Origin of the sequence: Rhodoferax sp. AJA081-3 (assembly GCF_017798165.1) — a bacterium.
GTDB lineage: Bacteria > Pseudomonadota > Gammaproteobacteria > Burkholderiales > Burkholderiaceae_C > Allorhodoferax.
Genome location: NZ_CP059068.1, coordinates 1,985,937 through 2,002,792 on the forward strand (window position 1 = coordinate 1,985,937; position 16,856 = coordinate 2,002,792).

The 16,856-nt window shown below is 53.2% G+C and carries 15 protein-coding genes and 1 tRNA gene; 11 read left to right on the forward strand and 5 right to left on the reverse strand.

What is annotated here, in order from left to right; genetic code table 11:
• Positions 1 to 11 precede the first annotated feature (11 nt).
• Positions 12 to 2,294 carry an NHL repeat-containing protein gene (locus HZ993_RS09260; protein WP_209397316.1) on the forward strand — a complete coding sequence of 761 codons (2,283 nt, stop codon included), beginning with the start codon at positions 12 to 14 and terminating at the stop codon, positions 2,292 to 2,294.
• A gap of 55 nt (positions 2,295 to 2,349) precedes the next feature.
• Here HZ993_RS09260 and HZ993_RS09265 read toward each other — a convergent pair whose 3' ends face one another.
• From HZ993_RS09265 to HZ993_RS09285, 5 genes are all read right to left on the reverse strand, one after another.
• Positions 2,350 to 3,450 carry a hypothetical protein gene (locus tag HZ993_RS09265; RefSeq protein WP_209397318.1) on the reverse strand — a complete coding sequence of 367 codons (1,101 nt, stop codon included), beginning with the start codon at positions 3,448 to 3,450 and terminating at the stop codon, positions 2,350 to 2,352.
• Positions 3,451 to 3,537: 87 nt separating this feature from the next.
• Positions 3,538 to 3,614, reverse strand: a tRNA-Ile gene (locus HZ993_RS09270).
• Between the two features lie 208 nt (positions 3,615 to 3,822).
• A complete protein-coding gene (locus HZ993_RS09275; protein ID WP_209397319.1) occupies positions 3,823 to 4,659 on the reverse strand; it encodes a hypothetical protein in 837 nt (278 codons plus the stop codon).
• The gene (locus HZ993_RS09280; RefSeq protein ID WP_209397320.1) at positions 4,656 to 6,332 is read right to left on the reverse strand and encodes a hypothetical protein; all 1,677 of its coding nucleotides are present in this window, start codon (positions 6,330 to 6,332) and stop codon (positions 4,656 to 4,658) included. The genes HZ993_RS09275 and HZ993_RS09280 overlap by 4 nt, the downstream gene beginning before the upstream one ends.
• Positions 6,333 to 6,605: 273 nt before the next feature.
• Positions 6,606 to 7,517 carry a hypothetical protein gene (locus tag HZ993_RS09285; RefSeq protein ID WP_209397321.1) on the reverse strand — a complete coding sequence of 304 codons (912 nt, stop codon included), beginning with the start codon at positions 7,515 to 7,517 and terminating at the stop codon, positions 6,606 to 6,608.
• 738 nt (positions 7,518 to 8,255) lie between these two features.
• Between HZ993_RS09285 and HZ993_RS09290 the strand changes: the two genes are divergently transcribed.
• The 10 genes from HZ993_RS09290 (at position 8,256) to HZ993_RS09335 (ending at position 16,853) form a co-directional block, all read left to right on the forward strand.
• Positions 8,256 to 8,660: a hypothetical protein gene (locus tag HZ993_RS09290; RefSeq protein WP_209397322.1), complete on the forward strand. Its 405-nt coding sequence runs from the start codon at positions 8,256 to 8,258 to the stop codon at positions 8,658 to 8,660.
• A 154-nt stretch (positions 8,661 to 8,814) separates the two neighbouring features.
• On the forward strand, positions 8,815 to 8,985 hold the full coding sequence (locus tag HZ993_RS09295; RefSeq protein WP_209397323.1) for a hypothetical protein: 171 nt from the start codon (positions 8,815 to 8,817) through the stop codon (positions 8,983 to 8,985).
• 193 nt (positions 8,986 to 9,178) lie between these two features.
• Entirely contained in the window at positions 9,179 to 9,571 is a 393-nt protein-coding gene (locus HZ993_RS09300) for a hypothetical protein (RefSeq protein ID WP_209397324.1), read from the forward strand.
• 161 nt (positions 9,572 to 9,732) lie between these two features.
• Positions 9,733 to 10,191 (forward strand): hypothetical protein, encoded by a 459-nt coding sequence (locus tag HZ993_RS09305; RefSeq protein ID WP_209397325.1) that lies wholly within the window; start codon positions 9,733 to 9,735, stop codon positions 10,189 to 10,191.
• Positions 10,192 to 10,194: 3 nt separating this feature from the next.
• Positions 10,195 to 10,374 carry a hypothetical protein gene (locus HZ993_RS09310; RefSeq protein ID WP_209397326.1) on the forward strand — a complete coding sequence of 60 codons (180 nt, stop codon included), beginning with the start codon at positions 10,195 to 10,197 and terminating at the stop codon, positions 10,372 to 10,374.
• A 23-nt stretch (positions 10,375 to 10,397) separates the two neighbouring features.
• Positions 10,398 to 10,553 (forward strand): hypothetical protein, encoded by a 156-nt coding sequence (locus HZ993_RS09315; protein WP_209397328.1) that lies wholly within the window; start codon positions 10,398 to 10,400, stop codon positions 10,551 to 10,553.
• A gap of 611 nt (positions 10,554 to 11,164) precedes the next feature.
• Entirely contained in the window at positions 11,165 to 11,554 is a 390-nt protein-coding gene (locus HZ993_RS09320) for a hypothetical protein (protein WP_209397330.1), read from the forward strand.
• 130 nt (positions 11,555 to 11,684) lie between these two features.
• Positions 11,685 to 13,328 (forward strand): VapE domain-containing protein, encoded by a 1,644-nt coding sequence (locus HZ993_RS09325; protein ID WP_209397332.1) that lies wholly within the window; start codon positions 11,685 to 11,687, stop codon positions 13,326 to 13,328.
• Between the two features lie 909 nt (positions 13,329 to 14,237).
• Positions 14,238 to 15,401 carry a tyrosine-type recombinase/integrase gene (locus HZ993_RS09330; protein ID WP_209397334.1) on the forward strand — a complete coding sequence of 388 codons (1,164 nt, stop codon included), beginning with the start codon at positions 14,238 to 14,240 and terminating at the stop codon, positions 15,399 to 15,401.
• Between the two features lie 456 nt (positions 15,402 to 15,857).
• Positions 15,858 to 16,853, forward strand: a complete 996-nt coding sequence (locus tag HZ993_RS09335; protein WP_209397336.1) for a hypothetical protein — start codon at positions 15,858 to 15,860, stop codon at positions 16,851 to 16,853.
• The last annotated feature ends 3 nt before the right edge of the window (positions 16,854 to 16,856 follow it).

Here is a 16,856-nt window from a genome sequence, read left to right on the forward strand (position 1 = left end):
GGGGGGCTTACATGCGACACTTTTACTGGGCACGCGCCATGGCGCTGGCGTGCGGCATCGTCAGTAGCTACAGCCCTGCGCAGGCGGCTGACCCGGGCTTCACCTTCACCACCCTGGCCGGTGCGGCCGGTACCGTCATCAACAGCGTGGATGGCACCGGCAGCACCGCCCAGTTGTACGCCCCGCGCGGCCTGGCAGTTGGCAGCGACGGCACCCTGTACGTGGCCGATAGCGCCAACCACAGCATTCGCAAGGTGACTGCGGCGGGTGTGGTCACCACCTGGTCCGGCACAGCTGGCACCGCAGGCCCTGCAGCTGCAAGCCCGGCACAATTCAACGAACCTTTTGCGGTGGCCCTGGACAGCAGCGGCACGCTGTACGTGGCCGACACCAACAACCACGCCATCCGCAAGATCAGCAGCGCCGGGGTGGTCAGCACCCTGGCTGGGGGCAACGGACCGGGCAGTGCCGACGGCACCGGCAGCGCCGCCAAATTTACCGAGCCCCATGGCGTGGCGCTGGACGCAGCGGGCAGTGTGTACGTAACCGACTACATGAACCACACCGTGCGCAAAGTCACACCGGCAGGTGTAGTCACCACGCTGGCCGGTAGTGCGGGTCAGATCGGCTTTACCAATGGCCAGGGCAGCGCCGCGCGCTTTAAATCCTTGCAAGGCATTGCGGTGGATGGCAGCGGCAATGTGGTGGTGGTGGACGCGGGCAACCGCGCGCTGCGCAAGATCACGCCCGGCGGGCTGGTGAGCACATTAATCGACGGTAGCGGCAGCAGCCTGGTGGGCGAGCCCCGTGGCCTGGCCATAGACGCCGCTGGCAGCCTGTATGTGACCGACTACCGCACCCATGCCGTTTTCAAACTGACAGCGGCCGGCGTGGGGTCCATCCTGGCCGGCACCATTGCCACACCCGGCAGTGGCGACGGCACCACCACCAGCGCGCAGTTCAACGCGCCCAATGGCGTGGCCGTGGACGGCGCTGGCAACGTCTACATCGCCGACACGGCCAACAACACGCTGCGCAAGATCACGGGCGGCAGTGTGGGCACACTCGCAGGCCTGGCCGGGCGCAGCAGCAGCCGCGATGGCGCGGGCGCGGCTGCCCGCTTTGAAGACCCCTATGCCGTTGCCACCGACGGCGCGGGCAATGTGTATGTGGCCGATGCCACCGACCACTCCATCCGCAAGATCGCGCCCGATGGCACCGTGACTACGCTGGCTGGCAAGGCCGGCACGCTGGGCAGTGCCGACGGCGCGGGCGCCGCGGCCCGCTTCCAGAACCCGCAGGGCATTGCGGCAGACAGCGCAGGCAATGTGTTTGTGGCCGACACCGGCAACCGCACCATCCGCAAGATTTCCAGCACCGGCGTGGTCAGCACATTGGCAGGCTCTGCCGGGCAAGGTGGCAGCGCGGACGGCACCGGTGCGTCAGCCCGCTTCAACAGCCCCTTGGGCGTGGCGGTGGACAGTGGTGGCACGGTTTACGTCATCGACTCCGCCGACAACACCGTGCGCAAGATCACGCCGGGCGGGGTGGTCACCACGCTAGCGGGCTCGCCGGGCGGCATAGGTCTGGTCGACGGCACCGGCTCCGCCGCCCGCTTCACCGTGCCCTTTGACTTAACGGTAGATGCCGCAGGCAACCTGTACATCTGCGACCACGGCAACCACGCCATCCGCAAGGTCACGCCTGCCGGAGTTGTGACCACACTCGCGGGCTCGGGCACGGCGGGCAACACCAATAGCAACGGCCGTGCAGCGGCGTTCAAATTTCCATCCGGCATAACGGTGGATAACAGCACGGGCGCCGTGTTTGTGGCCGACACCGACAACCAGGTCATCCGCAAGATTTCTGCCACCGGAGACGTCACCACCGTTGGCGGCGCCGGGACTATTGGCTCTGCCGACGGCGCAGGCACGGCGGCCAGCTTCTACAACCCCAAGGACGTGGCCACCGACCGCAACGGCAACCTGTACGTAGCCGACCGCGCCAACCACACCGTGCGCAAAGGCAGCACGGCGCAGGCCGCTGTCTCCACCGCCACATCCGACTGCCTGTTCAACTGGGCCGAACGCACCTACCCACAATACTTTCCAGCGCCCAGCGCCGCCACGGCCAGCTTCCCGCCCTACTACTACCGCTACTACCCCGGCACCGCCAACTACCTGGCCACCTCTTCCGCCCAGGGACATGTATGGGTGCAGGGGCCGGTGTCGGGCAATACCCTGATGGATGTGGGGGCGGCCAGCAGTTTTGTGGCCCAGGCGGGGTGCCAGTAGGCAGGTCAACCCCTCAAAAAGGCCTGCGGTTCCCGCAATAGCTGCAGACTTCTCTCTAGCGGTACGCGGCGCAGCGTGCGTTGGCCGTGCTCTCGGAATTGCGGTCCAGCGCGGTGTTCATGCAGGCCCAATACCGTTTCTCGCGCTCAGCCCTGCGGTCATCCATCTGGCGTTTGGCCTCGCGCGTGCGCTGCTCCTGCATGGCCAACTGGCGGTCTTGCGCCTCGCGCTGCATTTCCAGCCTTTGGGCATTGTTGATGGCGCGTTGTTCCGATTCGATGCGCTGGCGGTTTTCGGCTTCTAACTGCCTGTCCAGCGCCCGGTTGCCCATCTGAGACGTGCGGTCAATCACATTCGCCGTGTTGTTCACCATGCCCGCCGCCAGCGCCTTTTCGGCTTCGGCGCGAATGGCATCGTTTTCTGCATTCTTCTGGGTCTGCAGAATCTGCGCCTCTATCTCTTTCTTGCGCATGGCACTGGCTTCACGCTCTTTGTAGAAGCCCAGCAGCATGTAACCCACGATACACAGGCAAACTGCCCCCACGATCACCGAGGCCTTGCGCGACTCCCACAGCTGCACGAGAACGGGCTCGCCGACGGACGACAACTCATGACCCCGCGACGGATAACGCGATGTTGGTCCGCCCGCGGTGGCCGCGCTGGAGAAAATCCTGCGGTCATAGGCCTCCCGCGACCTGGAATTGCCCAGACTCTCTCTGGCATATTTGAACTCGGGGGTGGCGAAGGCATCGCCAGACGCTACGCGGGCTTCGTAGCTGGCAATGGCATCGGCCACCTCAGCATCCGTGGCTTCCGGGGTCAGGTCGAGAACGGTGTAGAAGCTTGACTTGCCGCTCTCGCGCAGCATTTTGGACAGATCGCTGCGCAGGCGTATCAGGGCACTGCTGGGCGGCTGGGTGTTGTGGCCACCACGATTGTTGTTGCTGGTTTCGTCACCCGGTACAGGCTCCAGGGCCAGAGTGCCGGCCCCAACATCTGCTCTCTTCAGCTGTGCCAGGCGCAGGCGGATGTACAGGGCTGTCGTTTTGTCCACATCCCCACCGGCTTCGGCCAGCGCACGCGTCCACAAGGCGCGGTCGGTTTTCTTGTGCTCCAACTCATCCGCGATGGCGCTATAGAATTTTTCGTCTGCCATGGCCGCTACCGTGTCTTACTGCCGTTGATGATGAAGAGTGCTCTGGAACACCGACGCGGTACAAACATGCGTGGCCACCAAATGAAATGGTAGGGCGTGAGTGACTTGAACACTCGACCAAAGGATTATGAGTCCTCTGCTCTAACCAACTGAGCTAACGCCCCAAACCAGCGGGTGATTGTAATGGGGTTGCTGGAGGTCAATTTGTGGCGGTGCAACAGTTTGCCCAGCTACCTCAGCAGTATCTCGAATTTGGGGCGTTTGGAAGCAATTGGCCCAGTTCGGCTAGTTCGGTGCGTCGGAGACACCTTCCCCAGCAGCTTGGACTGTTCCCGCTCATGACTGCGGCGGATAAACGCGAGTTGACTCTGATCAAATGTTAAATGCTGTTTTCACATGTGATAGCAGTGACTTCAGAGAACGTTCATTTCCAATAGTGTTATTTTTCGCATCTCTTTGGGAAAGAAATGCTTCGCGTATTCTTTTGAGAAGTGCGAGCTCTTCTGAAGGACTCCAAGACGGCAGGGCCCGCCAATCCTTTGCCCATCGGGTGACAAGGGCTTCAAAAAGTTCATTATTTGCAGCTTGCACCAATGCCGTGCAAACACTGCCTGCCGCTTGCAACTCAGCGTACTGGAGTCTTACTTTTAATGGGTCCTTTGTCCTACTCAGACCCAGCTTGATGGCATTTTTCCCCGCTACGATGTGTCCAGAATGAACAACTGCGTGTCTAAGTTCGCAAAGCTTGTCATATTCTCTGAGCATTAAATCAAGTGTCCCATTGGATCGAATTTGATAATTCACAAAGTTTTTGATTGCCTTGTTAATATTGTCGGCGCTCGAAAATGCGAAAAACTCAAATGCTGACCGGTTCTGCAAATTACCCTCCGACCACAAGAGGGAACCCAACTGAACTTTTTCGTCTGCAGAATGTGCTTGAGCAATCGGACATAAGGTGAGAGTCAATCCCAGAATATCTCGAAAATAGTTCTCAGTCGACGAGATCAAACCGACAAAGAGTAAACCAGCAATTTCTTCACCGTAATTCACGAAGAAGGCTGGATCAATTTTAGTTAACGTCGTACTTGTCGAGCTGTAAAAGTTGTCGATAGCAGACGTCTTTTTGCTCGGAACTCCGACTACCAGCTTGTTGACATCCGGGCACGAGACTCGCCCGACGGACATGCAAACAGAGTTCTGCCAAGTCATTCTACAAATTCCTCAGCTAGCCCGACTATTCGAGCGGCCCAGTATTTCCCTATTCGATCAATGCTTAGCAGTTCGCTATGCTCATGGTCATATAGTATGTCCTTGATTTTTCGAATCGACGATTGCTCCTTTATTTTTTGAAGCCGAATCTTGGTAAGCGGGAGTTCATCGATATCCGCATTCATCAAGGAAAGGTAAGTTGATGGAATAGTGAGCGGCGTACCACATTTGGCACAAAATTTCGCATCTTCGAAAAGACGGGGTGTTTGGCAAACACTGCATGGTGGTAATGACAGTGCAAATGCATGATCAGGTTTAGCCTTTCCAATCAAATTGATCGAGCGTGTTCTCGTAAATTCATGGGCATTTCGCTTTGAAAAAGCTGTGACATAGTCTTGGATGCTAAGCGACTTAGCACCGATTAGCGCATTTGAGTCAATCAATCCAGCATAGTGAAGGGTGTAGATTTGAAATCGCCCCTTTTCACCGCGGCTCACCAACTCATCTTTTGGAATGCAAAGGCCAGCATATTGAAAGAGAGCAAAAACCTTAGACATTTCGTGTGACAAGTCTTCGCTGGATATTGCAATCGAAACGCTCTGCTTATCAGTGCCCTTCTCTTTGTTATATGCCTTCACTAGCCCAATGGCGTTGCTTAGGATCACCTCTCCTGTGGAAATAAAGCTTTTATATACCGGAAGTTTTGCTGACAACGAGGTGAATAGTTTCTTTGTATTTGTGAAATGCTGTTTGATTGCACGAAGAACATCCGTTCTGCTCAGATTAATTTTTTCGAGCTCGCCATTTTTTTCTATCGAAAGCTCCTGAAGCATATTTAGCAGAGTTCGGGGAATACCAAATGATGCGTAACTCAGAAGATCAATGGCTTCTGAATTTGTCAGCGTATTGGCAATTGCTTCAGGAAAGCGCGTCTGTATGAAGGCGTGCATAAAACGGAGATAGGCTTCGCGATCTGGTTTTATCCAAACATCGATCTGTTCTGCGTCATGACCAACATGGAATGAAGACGAGTAATTGGTGACTCCCGGATAGACCGCTGCCTTTGGCGATATGGCTTGAGATTTAATCTGTCGAAAAAAGTCAAAAAAGTCGCGCTGCTGATCGACGGAAAATGCATGTGCTGCATCGTCTAGCAGCAAAACGCATCTATTGCGGTTCAGGCGCTCAATTACTCGATGGATATCCGCCTCAAGCACTGGTACCGATAAAGTTTGCAGATTGACCTTAGAGGCATTTGACATCTCTAACAAAGAGGCGGCCTTGGTAGCATCCTCCCTAGAAATAGACATCTCCAAGTTACTATTCAATCGATCCAGGGTGGCATATATGCCTAGATATAGCTTTAGTATGACCCATTGATTGAACCAATAAGTGCCGTCTGTCCCAGTCTTGTAAATTGGTTCAATTGATAGCGATCTTTTGTAATTTACGTAGACTGGAAATGCTGCATCGGGGTTATGCACCATCGTGTGAAAACCCTTAAGCATTAGCGTTGTTTTGCCACACCCTCTCGGTCCAGATATGAGCTTTGCACCACCCTGTGTCAATTTTTTAATGATGATTTTTTCATCCGGATGTTCCGCATGCCACTGCGTGAAAGAATCATCTGCGAGATACTCCGCTTGTTCTACAAAAACTTGTTCGAATGACATCTTTAGATGGCGGACACGGCCGCAGTGTTTGAGTTGATTTGAGGATATGCCATATGACCGAACATAGTCTCCATGTCCACGATGTAAATTTTTAGGCAACTATACCTGTCGCTAGATGATCTGGGTAGGTTTAGGTTTTCACAGCGCATTAAGTTTATATTGCTCATTCACTTTTTAACCAAAGCAGTTGTCTTTTCAATTCTTACCAGCTTCACAGTCACTACCTATCACTTTTGAGCAGACTAATTCAGAAATACCATGCTTCGCCGATTGCTAGAATCTTCGTGATTCTTTTGAAGCTTGAGCTTTTTCCTTGTACATATTCATGTAGCTCTTTGAGGTCAATATTAAAGCTCCGCGACCCACCTTATTTGCTACTGAAACCACATTTAACTCATTCCCAAACTTGTCTGTCCAAAGAGTGTCAACCGATTCGATTTTGACTCCAAATTTCGTCTCCAGTTTCTCAGCGGAAGTTTTCGGCTTACCCAGCTTTTTAGTAAATCCCTTTACGAAAACCTGAAAAACCTCACTATTTGAGACCAACGATCCTTCACCGCTAGCGAGATCTGTAGTCAGATCATCTTTTCCAAACAAGCAGACTAACTTGACGAGAATATTCTTCTCGTTATATTCATCAGCACACATAACACCATATCCACCAATATCAATCAAACCGAACTTTGTCTTTAGGTCGGAAACTTCTTCCTTTGAAGAGTAGCCTGGATAAATTCCTACGACATCGATCCACCCTGCAGGGGCTTTTTGCGTAGGGATTTGAAATGCCTTTAAATAGGAATTTAAATATTGTCTACTTATCTTGATGACTTCCGCAGTTACACCGCCCCCTAGCAAAATGGCCTTCATTTCCTCAGAGGCTTTTCTATTCGCGCGCCATTCATTGGATCGACTGAATTGTGGTAACTCTGAGATGTAGTCATTGAGGGTGTATACAAGTAATAGCGACTTCAAGCCTTCCGTTTTCTTTCCTTGCAGTATTTTTTCTGCAGAGTCATTTGACACTTTGATTGATACATCTACAAGGGCCTTCGCTCGAAAGGTACTTCTTTGCTCTCCAAATAGAGCAATCCAATCCTCAAGAGATATGCCAACTTCACCCTGCGTGCGCCCCAAACTATTAGATTTTGCCGTTTGTGTGTCTCCAGTAGCTTGCAGTGAGTCCACTCTGTTGTCTGTGGACTTCACAGACTTCACGGGAGATCTCGTCCGACTGTGCGAGCCGGCTTCATCGGCAGAAATCAAACCCAGATTTTCGGCATGTTGGCAAACCGCCCGCAATTCATCGCCTGCTATTGTGTTGGGATATGTTGAGTAAAGACTCATATCCGACCACTGTCCACGCATGGATGTCAGGCAGTTAACTACCAGACTTTCAAGTGGCCCATAAGTCAAAGGCCCCCATCTCGAATCGAAGGCCCTTCCCGTGAATTTGAGGTTTAAACCAACCCGTTCAATAGATTCGATGTCTACTTCGCGATGGTGTAAGAATTTGCGCCCCGTTGTCAGGTTAGTTGACTCGTCGCTATGGACAAGCAACCATGTCGATGCAAATATATTTCCCGAAAATGTCAATATGCAGAAAAGTATCATTGTCCGCACAAATTTCATTAACATCTCAACTCCTTATAACGCACCGACCCTTATGAGAAAGGAGCGCCCCATATACATTATTCGAGTTTCGCACCGCATATGGTGCTGAGTAGCGCCGACCGCTGTTGAAAGAAGACTAAGGTCTATTGGTTCGCGCAACCCTTAATCGCGTAGTTATAACACCCGACTCTGCAAAGCGGGATCAGTTTGCCGTCGACTGAGCTTCGTGTGCCAGCTACTGTGAGCCGATTGCAACGGGTCACACTTATTCATCGCATAAATCATCTAATAAATTATCAAACGAAAGAAGCAATGAATTCAGAAAAATCCAACCGTATCAGCCGTGGCCTCAAAGCAGGCGTGGCAGGCCTCGTGCTGCTATGGCTATCCGGCTGCGCCTCCAGCGTCCAAATGCTCAATGGTGCAAAACTTGACGCCTCCGCCAAAGCTTGCAATGTGACTGTCTATCAAACGCTAAAACTTGCTGAGAAAAATGGGCCTATTGAAGAGGTTTGCATCATCACAGACGACTTGGGTCTACAGTCGATCGACCGTTCGATTCAAGCTAACAAGGCTAACGTCTGCAAGTGTGGTGTAAAACATGCATACGTCCAGTCCGCCAGCGGGAGCGTTCTCACGCAGGTGGTAGTGACCTTGGTAGGTTTCAAATACTTGGAACAAAACACTTCCAAGCCAGCGATTGCAGCCGAGAAGTGAAACCCAACTCCCCCACAGTAAAACTCCCGAATGACATACAGCCCAAATAGCTAAAGACACACGCCCGACTGCAATTTCACCGAAAGCCTGCTCCCATATTTTTTGGGACAGGTTTTTTTTCGTCCATACAAATCAATGCCCTGAAAGAAAACCAATGCCACTACTGACCTTCTTCGTTCTCACCATCGCAGCTATCGCGCTGATCAAACTCGGCGCGCTTGCTGTATGGGCGGGCTTGCTTGCCTTTGCCCTGAAAGTGTCCATCGCAGTCGCCCTGCTTATCGCCGGATGGCTGGGTTGGAAACACTACAAATCCGCTCGGTAGCAGACCGTTGAATTAATGAAACCGACGCCCCCAGCTTTGAAAGCTAGGGGCTTTTTTTTGCTCAATCACAACCAAGGACTCAACATGACCATTTCCCATACTCTCACCAGCGCACATCTCCCACGCGACGTCTACCAACGCCATGACAGGTTTTGGCCCTTGCCCCGCCAGTACCCCACGCTGGAGGTACCGCGTGCTCACCATTAAATCTCTCCTACACGCATCAGCCATCGTCGACGCGGAGATCCGCCGCTTGGTCGAACAGCGACTAACTGACCTCGGAGGCTTGGCCTTCGATGCGAGCGAGCTGGGCTACTTTTTGGTTCTCGAACCGGGAGACACGATGGAGTCAGTGAATGCACAGCTGGGCTTCGATATCTTGGCTAATAGATTCACCGGCACCCGCTTTGATGCTCCTGGCTTCACTCCGTCCTTCGAATTCATCGAAGCTTTTCCGGTTTCTTATGACCTAGTGTTCATTTTGGACGACTCTGGTTTTGGCGTAGAAATTTTCGTGCCCATCACGATTGATCTACCGCACCTGCTGCAGATGTGCAGCCTCCATGCCAGCTTCGCGCCAACTTAGGCCGAGTCGACCCCAGCCCCTTTGTACGCCCCTCTTACCCGGGCCTGCCATTCGCTCCAGGCTTCCCATGGTGGAGCTAGTATTAGAGTATCTTATATGAAGATTACTTATATAAGTTATATTGATTTCATCTTTAACAACATATAAAACAAGGAATTTCCATGTCTGAAAATATTTCTGAGGTTGCGTCAGAGGTTGATCCCATTGAGCCAATCTTTCAAGGCCAATGTCTGTCACTGTCCGAAAGGTCAACGCTGACATTTGCAATTGGCCGCCACGTTAAGGATGCAACCTTACATATACGGCTTCTGAAGAATAGCGGTGGCGGGCGTTTTTTTGACGGTTGGGCGGCGGGCACCGTCATTCAAGATGTCGTGCTGGGGGAGACTGGTCTTACAGCCAAATCCTTTCACATCGTCCAGCCTCAGAGGTCGGTGAACAACTCCTGCTTCCTTATGGCCGTGATTAAAGACCTCGGCCTCATACGCGCCAACGAGCAAAACAGCCGCGTCCACGACCACGTACCAGGCACCACGATGGAGCAACTTGTGTCGGCACTTCTCTCCGAGTCCAAGAACGCTGAGTCAAAGGCTGCGCGCCGCAAAGCAAAGGAGACCTGATTGGTGGCAAGCATTACCGCTGCCCTGATTGCCACCGCTGTGCTTGGAGTCTGTTTCGCCAACACCCGCATTTTCTCCGTGGCGGCAGTAGGTATCCTGACTTTTGTGCACCCCTGGTTAGTCGTCTTGATCTTGGCAGTGACTGCCGCCGCCTTCTATTTCCGTTTCAAAAACCGCAAGTAACTCTTAACCCTAAAGGACTCATCATGTATCTTTTCGACAGCATCAGTTTGGCAGCCCGCAATGCCTTTGAAAACGCCAACGAACTCCCGAGCAGCATGCTTGGCAATATTGTGATCAACGAGGCCTCAAACCGCGCTGGCCTAGATAGCGACCAGATAGGCGTTTGGTTCTGCGACTGAGCGGCCCGCAACTGCCAACGGCCCGTGGCGTCACCATGGGCCGATCTGATACCACCAACGGACCCTGCCCCGCAGCCTCACTACAAGTCGCCGTACTCCGCCGTTGCACAACCGCAACGGCGCTTCAAATAACTTTTTTTGGCCCCATGAGAGGAATGCGAAAGACATCTCGGAAAAAAGTATCACTGGCATATGAATGAAAACTTTGTGGGGATTGAGCGCAATAAGCTCAACAGAAAAGGTTCATTCATATTGAGACTTTCGTAAAGCAAGTAAGTCGATACCTTACGCAGAATACCGTTCCGTCACACGCAGGAAGTGTGTGTCACTGCACCTGAGGACGGACCCAAAACTCCCGTACGTTTCAGTACTCTTGACGAATCGTTTCCGGGTCATGCAAGATGCTTTTGTCGCTGGGCATATACGCCCAGAAGGTTGGATCACCACCTACGGCAGCTCTTTAACAATTTACTGACTTATCAATAAGTGACGAAGTGACGGTTCGAAACTTCTATGGTCTTTTTTCGTCCTGACCAAACGAATCCTAATGAGCGAGCTGCAGCCAATGCCGTTGGCGCAGTCGCAAAACAATGTAGAAACGATTAACAGAAATGACAGCAAGCAATGTGCCTTACATCTCCACCTCTCTCAACAGGGCCTATGTAGAAAATCTGCGCGCCGAGGGCAACGCGAATGGCTATAAGACTCCCGACGACAAATTGCTGAGCTACACCTTGATGGGTGACAGCCTTGTTCCGGAATCCTTCATCCAAAAGGTGAAATCGTATGTTGACGGCGCGGTGTTCACCTTCGGCGAAGTGATTGGCATTGATGACATCTTCGATCCGGAATTTCTGGAATCACTGAATGATTCAGAACGGCGCGTACTGACGCCCGTGATATTGCAATTGGTCGCGCGTGGAGACTTTGGAGTCTGCATCTGGACTGAGCGACTGACCAGGGCAGCGGCAGAAACATTTTCTGAGCGTCAACACAGCTAGCCGAATTCCGAGCGATGCGTGGTGCGCTGAATTGTCTGGCCTTGTTGATCAGTCGATAGTGACAGTACGGTTATTCTGAAAGAGCGCACCGCATCGCCGGGATATTTTTTCATCCAAACGAGAAAAATCAATGGAGATTAACCCCATTGCCCCCGATATGCCTGGCGATTTAGATGGTCGGAAAAGTGAGAATCAGAGTGTAAGTTCAGCGGTTACTAGGGCGGTGCACGATGTGCCGCCGTTTAGGGCCATTTCGGCCAATGAAAGAGAGTTTGATAGTGATAGCCCGGCGGACGTGCGGGAAATTGATGGTGATAGTGCCGCTGCCGGGAAGATGGAAGAGAAAACCGTTTTAGATAGGGCCGTTGCAGATGGCAGCGTGCCGATGGTGGCCAGCGCAACAGGTCCTCCAGATTTGAATGTGCTCGATGCAGTTCCTGAATCTGAACCACAGGTGCTTATCGATGCGAGAAAGTTGAATTGGGATGATGATGGTAGCAAGAACCAGCTATTGAACAAAGGCCTGGATGCTGCCAAAGCAATAGAGTCACCGCCGTTTCCAAATCAACCGAGATATGCGAGCGACGGTCTACCGCCGACCATTGCCAATGTCCAGCACATGCTCGATCAGTATGGAATATCAGCTCGATATAACGTCATAAAGAAAAAACTGGAGATTCGACTGCCGGACAAGGGCGGGACTGCGGACAACGCCGACAACACGGCCATGACCACGATAATGAGTTTGGCAACCCTCAACAGGATGCAGGCAGCTCCGGTACCTGCGATCGTTGAAGTCATAGGTGACCGAAACCCCTACAACCCTGTTGCAAGATGGATCTTGAAGACACCCTGGGATGGCATCAAACGTGTGCAGGCTATCTGCGACACGCTGAGGACGCGTGAGGGGTTCCCAGCGCATTTGAAGATAGTGTTGGTCTACAAGTGGCTGCTGAGTACAGTTGCCGCCGCGCTCCAGCCATCCGGTTTCAAGGGTCGCGGAGTGCTGGTCCTTCAGGGGCCTCAGGGGATTGGCAAAACCTCTTGGGTGATGTCGCTTGTACCCGTACCCAGCCTGCGTGACAAGGTGGTCAAGGTCGATCACCATTTAGACGCAAATAGTAAGGACTCCATCCTGGGGGCCATTACCCACTGGCTCGTTGAAATTGGTGAGCTTGACAGTTCTTTCCGTAAAGACTTTGCGCGTCTTAAAGGTGTTTTGACAAGTGACTCTGACAAGGTGCGCCGACCATATGCGCGAACTGAGTCGGAATATCAGCGGCGTACGGTCTTTGCGGCCACGGTGAATGACGAAAACTTTCTGGTGGATCACACGGGCAATACGCGATGGTGGACCCTCCCGCTGGTGTCGATTGACTTCAATCACGGCATCGACATGCAACAGCTTCTTGCTGAACTGGCTTGGGACTGGGCCAACGGCAAGCAGTGGTGGCTGACCAAGGAAGAGGAAGCCCTACTTGAGTCTTGCAATAGTGACCACCGTACCAACAGCGTCATACGCGACCTCTTGCTGGGCATCATTGACCTGGACAAGAAAAATGCGCCCGGCAACCCCTACAAATCGACCAGCGAATTGTTCGTGATGTTGGGCATTACCAACCCCAAAAACGGGGATTCGAAGGAACTGACTGGAATCCTGCGTGAGCTGCTGGGTGATTCAAAGAAGGTCAAAGGCATACAAAAATGGCGTATCCCCATGCGCAAGGGTGATAAGTTAGGTCGAGACCTGTTAGGGCACAGGGTCGTTCGATAAGCCCGGGTGTTGGTTTCAAGCGCCTGGCTCCTGATGCGCCACCACCTGCCGCCCCCCCGTCTGACGTGGGCCTGCGAAAACGCGTTGGGTTTCATGGGCTTGCGGGAGGGGGTGGGAAGTGGAGGCGGTTATCACCACTCTCTACCTGGGTTTTCAAAATGGATTGCCTTTCATTTTGCGCCCCCCTCCCCCCATCTACGCGGCCAAAACCCACTGCAAGACCGCGTGGTACTCAAACCTATATCCAGCCAAGTGGCTATCTGCAAGGGCATCTCATCAAGTCGATATGCGGCGGGGCCGCTTCATCTTGTTCGTCTAGCTGCACTTCGAAGTGAAACGCAACTTGACGCGCATGTACGTCTACCCCGGTAAGCAATGAAAGCATAAATGACAAGTATCAATACGACAAACCCTGGCGCTGCCCGCTTGACTTCGGCAGCCATGGACAACGACATCACGACCCCACCGACTGGCATGCATCCAGGCATTCGGCTGGACCTTTATAGCAACATCCGATACAGCACGGTTACAGGACCGAAAGGTACAACTCGCGGAATCAGTTACTCACACGGTTTCATGCCAGAGTGGGCTTTTGACCTAGTGTGGAAAAACTGCACCGCGAGTCTTTCCGCCCTCGACCCATACGATTTCCACTCAACGGAGGCCTTGTTCAACAACCCAGCGGTGTGGGACCGCTATTCGAAGAAGACACATAGGCTCTTTGGGCGATGCATGCGCGTCTTTGCGGAGGCCAAGATGCTGCCAATTAGTTGCGTCAATCCTGATATGGCCGGCCGCAGGCTGTACCTAATCCTGTAATTTTTCACCTTGCAGTCACTGACCCGAAAGGGTTGGTGATTGCATTCAAGGAGATACAAAATTCCCGTAATACAAAACTTCCAGGCCTTCATGGCCAATGGCCTTGTGTGCCCGCCCGGCAAGGTCAAAATCGAGTACAGCGTCGCAGACGAGCCCGGTCTGTTTGTGGAATGTCGCGCTTCGTCCACGGCTGTTCCGATGTGGTACCTGCGTTTAAAGAACTCCAGCGGCACCAATGTTTATCGAAAGCTAGGGGCAGTGCGCGAACTGTCTTTGGCGCAGGCTCGCAAACTTGCAAAGCAAACGCGCACTGAGCATCTTGCGGCGCGTTCGCAGGCACCCAAAGCCGATGCGCCAAAATCCGAAATCACCTTGCAGAAGTTCATGACCGACTTCTACATGCCCCATGCACTAACGCACAAGCGTACGGCAGGCAAGGACCTGGGTATGTTTAATCACCGCATTGCGTCGCGCTTCGGGCACGTTGCTATGCATGCGATTTCGCGCCTGGACGTACAGCTTTTCCACAGTGAACTAGTGCAAAAGGTTGGCGTCAGCAAAGCGACGGCGGACCATCACCTAAAGCTCATGCGGCGCATGCTGAATCTAGCAGTACAGTGGGAATTTCTCGAAAAAAATCAGTTGGCACGTATAGCGTGCTTCAACCAAGATACCCAGCTTGAAAACTACCTCGATGCAGATTCAGTTCAGCGTCTGGTCACGGTGTGTAAGTCACACCCGAAAAGAGTGATAGGGTTGCTGTTGATGTTCTTGCTTAGCACTGGCGCGCGCAAAGCCTCAGCCATGCACGCGAAGTGGGAAGACATCGATATTGCCAACCGGGTTTGGCGCATTCCCGCGTCCGACAGCAAATCTAAAAAAGTCGCTACCGTGTTCCTCAATGAAAGCGCAATTTGGGTCCTAAACCAGCTGCAGGTTGAAGGGGTCAAAGGCTATGTCTTTGTTCACGAACGCACCAAAAAACCATACTCGGGGATTGAGAAGACCTGGTACGCCATTCGCAAGTTGGCGTCGATAAGTGAAAAAGTTCGTGTGCATGATTTGCGCCACACGTACGCAAGTATGTTGGTGACGAGCGGGCGCAGCCTGTACGAGGTGCAGAAACTGCTTTCGCACAGTGACCCAAAGGTCACTATGCGCTATGCCCATCTGTCGCCGAAGACCTTGCACGAGGCGGCCAGTGCTGCTTCCGTTTTGGTAGCGTCGAATACCACTCCGGCATTGGCGCCATAGAGGGAAACTTGGGCCGGGTGGGAGTACACCACTTGGCCCACTTTTGCGCTGCCCATAGGTTCGTCACATAGTTCGACACCCTCTATCGCCAATGCGTTGATTCCATTGGGAAAAAGCTATGACGATGGTCACCGAACGGTCGGAAAGGTTCGGAGTTGGGTTCGGTTGGGAAGAGAAAAGCAGCGCCAGAAAACGAAAATTTGTTACGTTTCTTCGGCTTACGACAGGGTGAAAAAGCGTTCGAGAGGTCTTATGAGTCCTCTGCTCTAACCAACTGAGCTAACGCCCCAAACCAGCGGGTGATTGTAGTGGCCCAAAATCGCGGATTCCGTGCCAAAGTGGGTCGAATGCCACATGCTATGTATTTGATAGCTTATCAGGCATATTTGACGGGGGCTAAGGGTCAATTTTGTCCATAAGCATTGCACAATCACTGCTACCCCACCAGGAGTGCCCATGCCAACCTTGCGCGAATCCAGCAGGCCGTACTTCAACGCAAAGCTCGTCTCCCGGCTCGCTACCGTCGCGCTGGTTCTGCTGTTTGTGGTGTTGAGTTGGTCCAAAGATATCAGTGCCATGGCCAATGCGCAGGTGGACGCCGGGCTCAAACGGTCGCTGGTCAGCTTTGCTTCGGCACGGGCGCTCAACGCCATCATCTCCGTCGTACAGGGGACCGAGGTCGTGGTGCAACCCCTGGGTGTGGGCATCACCTTGGCACTGGGGCAGGTGCTGGACCCTATCAATAACCTGGTGGAGCAGTTCTCATCCATCATGCTGACGGCCAGCGTGGCGTTTGGCATCCAAAAGCTGCTGTTGGCCGTCGCGTCCAGCTGGGCGGTGTCTGCTGGGGTGACGATACTGGCCTTGGCGTGGGCCAGCCTTTTCTGGATCAATCGGGCACCCGAATGGCTGTCGCGTCTGCTTGTGGTGGTGGTTTTTCTGCGGCTGGTGATGCCGGTCACCTTGATTGGAAGCGCCTTTATCTTTGAGAAATTTTTGGCATCGGATTACGAGAGCAGTCTGCTGGTGATTGACCAGACGGGCGCGGCGTTGAAAAAACTCAACGGCGGCGCATCAACACCCACACGCCCTGGCCATCCACCCGCCTCGGCCGAGCCAAGTGCCCCTGCCTCCACGGCCAGCAAACCCGCGGCATCGCCTGAAAGGAAGGGGCTGTTCTCGGGCGCCATGGACGCCCTGGGCGGTGCAAAAGATGCGGTAGTAGCAGCCAAAGACAAGCTGTCTGATGCGCTAGATGTATCGGCAGATCGGGCACAGGCCCGGTTCGAGAACATTCAAGCCATGGCCGAGCGAACCGCGGAGCGGATGGTCACCTTGATGGTGGTGTTTCTGATGCAAACCATCGTTGTGCCATGCCTGTTGCTGTTTGGCCTGTACCGATTACTCGGCGGCTTGGTGGGGCCTGCCACTAGCAAAATAATAGCGGCATAGCCT